The following is a 6,992-nucleotide window of genomic DNA, read 5'->3' on the forward strand; positions in this document are numbered from 1 at the left end:
ATAGATTCAAGCAAGCCAACTTGTCGTCAAAATCGGTGTTGCAAAAACGGGAGTGACCATAGATTCCGTTTTCTGAGACGTCCCCTAGCTGGCTTATCAGGCAGATTCCGGACCGCTTTTTTGACGTTTTATCCGGAACCGAATGCGCGGAAATTGATGGTATTGCGCATGACGGTTTACTGCATGATACTGAACACAAGACAGCATACCCTGTTGCAGGAAGAGGTTTCCGAAAGGTGGATAACTGATCGGATGCTATCAGTCCATCACATCATCATGGCACCGACAGTTCCCGGACCCCATCCCCGACAGCATCAGAACCAATATCCTCCCGCTATGCGGTGTATTTAACGAGAGAGTCATAAATGGAGCAACTGAACGGCACGCCGCCTTGCCTTATGAAGGCGTGGAAGAAGCATGAACACGAACTTCTTTGCTGGTTACTCAGACAAGTGGGTAATGAGGCTGATGCTGATGATCTGATACAGGAAACCTTTCTCCGGGCAATACGACAACATGGGAAATTCTGTGCCATCGTGAATGCCAGAGCCTGGCTGTTTGAGGTTGCCCGGCATCTGCTTATTGATAAAAGCCGCCAGCAGCGTCCATTTATGCCTCTCCACGATGATTTATCATTGCCGGATAATACGCCTGAAACTGTCGACTCACTGGCTGGTTGTCTGCCCCGCATCCTGGATAAAATGGCAGAGTCTGATCGGATTATCCTTACGCTCTGTGATCTTGAGGGGATGAAACAGGCTGATTTTGCAGACCGAAATGGTCTGACACTTGCGGCAACCAAATCGCGTTTATCCCGGGCGAGGGATAGGCTGCATAGGAAACTTTCCAGCAATTGCCAGATCAGACTGGATGAGTATGGTCGGGTATGTTGTTTCACTCCCAAGTGAAGAATCTGTTTCCCCTTCTGGGGTTACCGATAAGCTATTGCAGTGAAATCCTGTTCAATAACATTTCTCAGCAAATGAAATAAATCGAAAAAAACTGCATCCTTTTCTGTCAAACAGCGTCTTCCCGAAAAACAACCGTCGTGAGGCCTGTCCGTTATGTTCCAGATTTTCACTGATTTTGCCACCTAGCTGGTCTATGAATGCCTTAGTCTGAGTCCTGCAACCAAACTCGGGGAGGCGATCCACTTTTTTGTCGAAGACGTGAGCAAAATTTTCGTTCTCTTGCTGGTCATGATCTACTTTGTGGCCATACTACGGGCCTCGCTGGATATTGAGAGGGTAAGAAACTATCTTGCAGGTAAGCACCGTGGAATGGGGTATTTACTGGGCTCCTGCTTTGGCGCCGTTACTCCGTTCTGTTCCTGCTCAAGTATCCCGGTATTTCTGGGGTTTACTTCGGCTGGTATCCCCCTCGGGATTACCATGGCCTTTCTCATCACATCCCCCCTTATCAATGAAGTCGCCGTCCTGCTTCTGGTCAGCCTGCTCGGATGGAAGTTCACGCTCATTTATATTGCTGTCGGAATGGCTGTTGGTATGGCTGGCGGTGCTTTTCTTGATCGGATTAAGGCCGAACGCTGGTTAGCCGATTTTGCCGCCGATGCCCTCAGAGACGGGCAGCAACATCAAACTGATGAGATCCGACAATCTACCATGGCACCGCATATGCCTCTCTCAAAGCGACATGCCTTTGCTAAAGAGGAAACTCTCACCATTTTTAAGCGTGTCTGGCTCTGGGTCATTCTCGGAGTAGGACTTGGTGCGGCATTGCATGGATTTGTGCCCGACGGATGGATCGCGTCGCATCTCGGTGCCGGTCAGTGGTGGACTGTCCCTGTAGCTGTGCTGGTTGGCATACCTCTCTATTCCAATGCTACCGGTGTGATCCCTGTGATGGAGAGTCTGATCACGAACGGCCTGCCAGTGGGGACAACTCTGGCTTTTTGCATGAGCACTGTGGCTGCCAGCTTTCCTGAGTTCATTCTGCTCAAACAGGTGATGAAGTGGCAATTACTGTGCACCCTGCTGTTGCTGTTGTTGACCTCTTTCACACTGGTTGGCTGGATTTTTAACGTTGTATTCCCGTTAATTCCCTGAAGAGGATTATAAAATGAAGCATGTAAAAGTACTGGGTACAGGCTGTTCCGGTTGTAAAACAACCATCCGCCTTATCCAGCAGGTGGCTGATGAGAGAGGCGTCGCTATTCAGCTTGAAAAAGTGGAGTCACTGTCTGAAATAATGAAACACAAAGTGATGGCGACCCCGGCGGTTGTCGTTGATAACATCGTTGTACATACCGGAGGAATACCATCAAGAGACATTATCGAAAGCTGGCTCTGACCTGCAGGCAGGGAAATAATTCCTGTTCGTTCATTGCCTGAAATATCAAGCTCTGATCTCTGTAGAGGACTTCCGGCAGCCCCTTTTTTAATGAAAAGTTCAGACCCAGAGATGAAGGTATACCTTCATCTCTGTCGCGGAGCTCCGCCACAGCAGGTAAAGTTTACACTCTGATATCTCACTTATCACAGTCAGTTCAGGTCCGTTTTTTGCTCTCTGACAGCTGGCCGTCTTACTGCAGTCCCTGTTCAGCCTTTAGTTATCATATTCCTGACGCTTATTCGTTTAAAGTCTGAAACTTCGCTTCAAGCTCAAGTATTCTGAGACACATCTGCTCAATAAGTTCTGGTGTGATGGTTTTTTTAAAACGAGCGATGAGTTCAGCATCCGTGTCATCCATATATTTTATGGGTTTATCAAATGCAACCTGGCTAAGCCGGGCAAGCGCAAGAACTTCATCAATCATAAGGATTTTCTTCATAATGTCGCCTTTTCTTCCCGACTCAGGGTTTTAATGCCAGTCTGGAATTAAGTTTTCCCGGAGTTTCCTCCGGGTTCCGACTTATCTGAGCATTAACAGCGGGACTCTGGTCTGTTCGAGCATCGCAGTTGTGTTACTGCCGATGAAAAAACGTCGCAGGGAAGAGTGCCCATATGCCCCCATGACAATCAAATCCACGCCGTTGTCTGCGGCGTAACGACAAAGCGCCTCCGTTACCGAGCGTCCTTCAGCTAACCGGGATATCGCACTGATGCCAGCGCACTGCAGACTACGCTTTGCCTCTTCGAGGGTATGAGCATCGCCGTTAACCATTACGATATGACATTCCAGGCTCTGCAGCAGAGGGCTGAGCGTCAGTCGACGCAGGTTTCTCCGGCTTTCCTCACTGCCATCAAACGCAAACATGACTCTTGAAGGTACAGAAAAAGTTTCAGGTACAATCATTACCGGCTTTTTCTGCAGGCGGATAATGCTCTCCAGATTGCTGCCAACCGGGTTCTGTGCTCCCCGGCGACCGAGCACCATCATACGAATACCCTTCAGGTCAGCCAGGATGATATCCAGTGCGCCATGTTTCTGAAGTTGCTGAACATCCGGGATACCGATCTGGCTGAGCAGTTCCGCGCATCCGGCAAGAATGGCGCGTCCCTGAGTCATCAGCAGGCGGTTACGCTCCCCTTCTATTCGGACAAGGTCCTGCGTCAGTTGCTCCCGGCTGTCAATACCGATAGTCCCCGTAAGGTCAGAAACTGCCGGTTGTTCATTTTTTTCAAGCACATGCAGCAGGGCAAGAGGAACGTCAAGCTTCCCGGCAATCCAGGCTGCATACTCACACACGGCGCGTGTTGATGACGATCCATCCACGCAGGCAATAACGGTGTTGTCCATAGCATTAATTCCTGACATTAATGACCTCCCATCAGTTTTTCGATTTCTTCGGGTTTATCGTGAACACCAAAGCGATCAACGATAGTACGGGTTGCTTCGTTCATCCCGCGGATCTCAACGTCTGTTCCTTCTCTGCGGAATTTAATAACCACCTTATCCAGTGCGCTGACCGACGTGATATCCCAGAAATGGGCATGCGTAACATCAATGACAACTTTCTCTGCAGCTTCGCGAAAATCAAAATACGCCATAAAGCGGTCGGCGGAGGCAAAGAACACCTGCCCGGTGACCTTATAGAGCCGGGACTCTTCCCTGAGTTCTGAAGAGACAGCCAGAAAACGCGCCACTTTAGTGGCAAAATTCAGGGAAGCGATAAGCACACCGGTCAGTACCCCGAATGCTAGATTATGAGTGGCCACCACCACCACCACTGTTGCCAGCATCACCACGCTGGTAGAAATGGGATGGCTTTTAAGGTCGGTAACTGAACGCCATGAAAAGGTACCAATCGAAACCATGATCATTACGGCGACAAGCGCGGCCATAGGGATTTGCGAGACCAGGTCCCTCAGAAAGACTACCATACACATCAGGACCACACCGGCAGTGAGGGTGGACAGACGGCCCCGACCGCCGGATTTCACGTTGATAACAGACTGACCAATCATTGCACAGCCCGCCATTCCCCCGACAAATGAGGTGCAGATATTAGCGATGCCCTGAGCCTTGCATTCCCTGTTTTTATCACTGGGGGTATCCGTCATATCGTCCACAATCGTGGCTGTCATCATTGATTCCAGTAACCCTACAATGGCGAGGCCTGCGGAGTAAGGGAGAATAATCAGGAGCGTATCAAGATTCAGCGGGATATCCGGCACCAGGAAGACCGGCAGACTGTCAGGCAGTTTGCCCATATCCCCGACCGTACGCACGTCCACATGCAGCCATATGGCAATCGCCGTAAGCACCACGATACAGACAAGGGGTGAGGGGATTGTTTTATTCAGATACGGGAAGAGGTAGATAATGGCGAGCCCTACTGCCGTCATAGCATAAACATGCCAGGTCACATTGGTGAGCTCAGGTAACTGCGCCATGAAAATCAGGATCGCGAGTGCATTAACGAATCCGGTCACCACGGAGCGTGAGACGTAGCGCATGAGACCGCCGAGTTTAAGATAACCGGCTATCAGCTGGAATACGCCGGTCAGTACGGAGGCAGCCAGTAAGTACTGTAGTCCATGATCCTTCACCAGGGTCACCATCAGGAGCGCCATTGCCCCCGTTGATGAAGATATCATCGCCGGGCGACCACCAAAGAAGGCCATAATCAGCGGGATACAGAAAGCGGAGTAAAGCCCCACCTGAGGGTCAACACCGGCAATAATGGAAAAGGCGATCGCTTCTGGAATGAGTGCGAGCGCGACAACAATACCAGCCAGCACGTCACCACGGACGTTACCCAGCCAGTCCTTACGCGTCGAGGACAGCAACATAGTAATTTCTCAGTTTTTAGATGTAGTTAGCCCCGGAGGACATAAGTTTCAAATACGATAAAACACATCCGCAGACGGGATGTTATTACGTGCGTTCTGAGGCTCGCTCAGTACGGCGGAGGAAGGGAAAACTCAGGGTGGCGTAATGCGCATGATCAGCAGATAAATCCTTGAAAGCAGGTACTCAGCCCTCAGTGAACAGAATAAGTCAGCGTAATGTACTTTAGTGCTGACCACGTGCTCTGTATGATACAGAATCTATCTACTATAAACGAAAATACAGCACGATCAATGCTCACACTCTATATGGGACGTTCGTACCTGGACATGATTATCTGTGTTCAATGTCCCCGCATGACCGTCTTAACATCCAGAATATTACGTTTCCAAAAAAACCAGAAATGATTAAAAAATGAGCTTAACGAATGGAAGGGACTTCCCCTGATTATGCGCCTGATTAACTCTTGTGCAATCATGGGGTACACATCGTCCCGGAGGAATTCGTTATGACTATCACGACTGTCGGTATCGATCTTGCTAAAAATGTGTTTGCTGTTCACGGTGTTGATCAAAATGGTAGAACTGTTCTGGTTAAGCCTAAAGTATCGCGTGCTGCACTTCCTGAGTTAATTGCAAGTTTGCCTCCCTGTGTTATCGGGATGGAAGCATGCTCCGGGGCTCACTACTGGGCAAGATTGTTTCGGCAGTATGGTCATGAGCCACGTCTGATGGCTGCTAAGTTTGTATCGCCTTATCGTATGGCCGGAAAATCAGGAAAAAATGATGCAGCTGATGCTCAGGCTATCTGTGAAGCTGTTCGTCGTCCGCATATGCGGTTCGTACCAGTGAAAGACGAAAGCCAGCAGGCCATGCAGTGTTTACATCGTACCCGTCAGGGTTTTATCGAAGAGAAAACAGCAACGTATAATCGTCTGCGAGGATTGATATCTGAATTCGGTGTCATCGCGCCACAAAGTGCTGATGCCCTGCGCCACATGGTTTCTGTGCAGAAGAGCTCTTTACCGCTTCAGGTTCAGCAATGTGTTGATGATTTGATGGAACACGTTGATCGCATTGAAGCTAACATCACTGAATATGACCGAATTTTGTCCCACATAGCCAAAACAGATCATCGCAGTCAGCGGCTGATGGAGCTAAAGGGCGTTGGTCCCACAACGGCCTGTGCACTGGTCGCCAGTATCGGTAATGCACATGATTTTAAAAATGGACGTCAACTGGCAGCCTGGCTGGGGCTGACGCCATCACAATACAGCAGCGGGGGAAAGTCGAAACTCGGCAGGATCACAAAAGCCGGTGATTCGTATCTGCGAACGCTTCTGGTTCAGGGGGCTCGTTCAGTGCTTATTGGCGCCGGGAAAAGGACTGACTCATTCAGCCGTTGGGTTTGTATGTTGGTTGAGCGCAGAGGGTACTGGCGGGCTGTTGTGGCCATCGCCGCCAAAAATGCGCGGCTGTGTTGGGCATCACTACATTACGGTGATGATTTCCGGCTGTACTCAGTCAACTAAAGCTCGAAGCTGTATAACCATCTGACCTGCAATTCGTTGATGATAAAGGGTTAGACCCCGTGAGGCCTATCTGGCTATTGTACAGGATATACGTATCCGCTTAACGAACAAGAACCTCACGCGCGTCTTTCATCAGGGCCCGAATCGATGACGATTCATCATGGCCGTTTATAGTACCGCAGTCTCTCCCCTTTATTTTTACTGAAGAGCAGACAGAAACCATAAATACCGGCTTTGACATGCCGGGGAAGTCCTTATAGTACAATA

The 6,992-nt window shown here is 49.6% G+C and carries 7 protein-coding genes; 4 read left to right on the forward strand and 3 right to left on the reverse strand.

Annotation, left to right across the window (positions count from 1 at the left end):
• Positions 1-365 precede the first annotated feature (365 nt).
• The 3 genes from OGY18_RS17765 (at position 366) to OGY18_RS17775 (ending at position 2,310) form a co-directional block, all read left to right on the forward strand.
• Positions 366-908, forward strand: coding sequence for a sigma-70 family RNA polymerase sigma factor (locus tag OGY18_RS17765; RefSeq protein ID WP_022652305.1), 543 nt, complete (start codon positions 366-368; stop codon positions 906-908).
• Between the two features lie 240 nt (positions 909-1,148).
• Entirely contained in the window at positions 1,149-2,066 is a 918-nt protein-coding gene (locus OGY18_RS17770; protein WP_223290846.1) for a permease, read from the forward strand.
• Positions 2,067-2,079: 13 nt separating this feature from the next.
• A complete protein-coding gene (locus OGY18_RS17775) occupies positions 2,080-2,310 on the forward strand; it encodes a thioredoxin family protein (RefSeq protein WP_021314637.1) in 231 nt (76 codons plus the stop codon).
• 277 nt (positions 2,311-2,587) lie between these two features.
• Here OGY18_RS17775 and OGY18_RS17780 read toward each other — a convergent pair whose 3' ends face one another.
• The 3 genes from OGY18_RS17780 to OGY18_RS17790 all read right to left on the reverse strand — a co-directional run bounded on the left by OGY18_RS17780 (position 2,588) and on the right by OGY18_RS17790 (position 5,196).
• Entirely contained in the window at positions 2,588-2,791 is a 204-nt protein-coding gene (locus OGY18_RS17780; RefSeq protein ID WP_021314636.1) for a hypothetical protein, read from the reverse strand.
• 81 nt (positions 2,792-2,872) lie between these two features.
• Positions 2,873-3,700 (reverse strand): universal stress protein, encoded by an 828-nt coding sequence (locus OGY18_RS17785; protein ID WP_032430841.1) that lies wholly within the window; start codon positions 3,698-3,700, stop codon positions 2,873-2,875.
• 17 nt (positions 3,701-3,717) lie between these two features.
• Positions 3,718-5,196 carry a SulP family inorganic anion transporter gene (locus OGY18_RS17790; protein WP_022652309.1) on the reverse strand — a complete coding sequence of 493 codons (1,479 nt, stop codon included), beginning with the start codon at positions 5,194-5,196 and terminating at the stop codon, positions 3,718-3,720.
• 506 nt (positions 5,197-5,702) lie between these two features.
• Between OGY18_RS17790 and OGY18_RS17795 the strand changes: the two genes are divergently transcribed.
• Positions 5,703-6,725, forward strand: coding sequence for an IS110 family RNA-guided transposase (locus tag OGY18_RS17795; RefSeq protein ID WP_000156887.1), 1,023 nt, complete (start codon positions 5,703-5,705; stop codon positions 6,723-6,725).
• Positions 6,726-6,992 lie beyond the last annotated feature (267 nt).

The sequence above is a fragment of the Citrobacter sp. Cpo142 genome (genome assembly GCF_030332425.1).
GTDB classification, from domain to species: domain Bacteria; phylum Pseudomonadota; class Gammaproteobacteria; order Enterobacterales; family Enterobacteriaceae; genus Citrobacter; species Citrobacter portucalensis.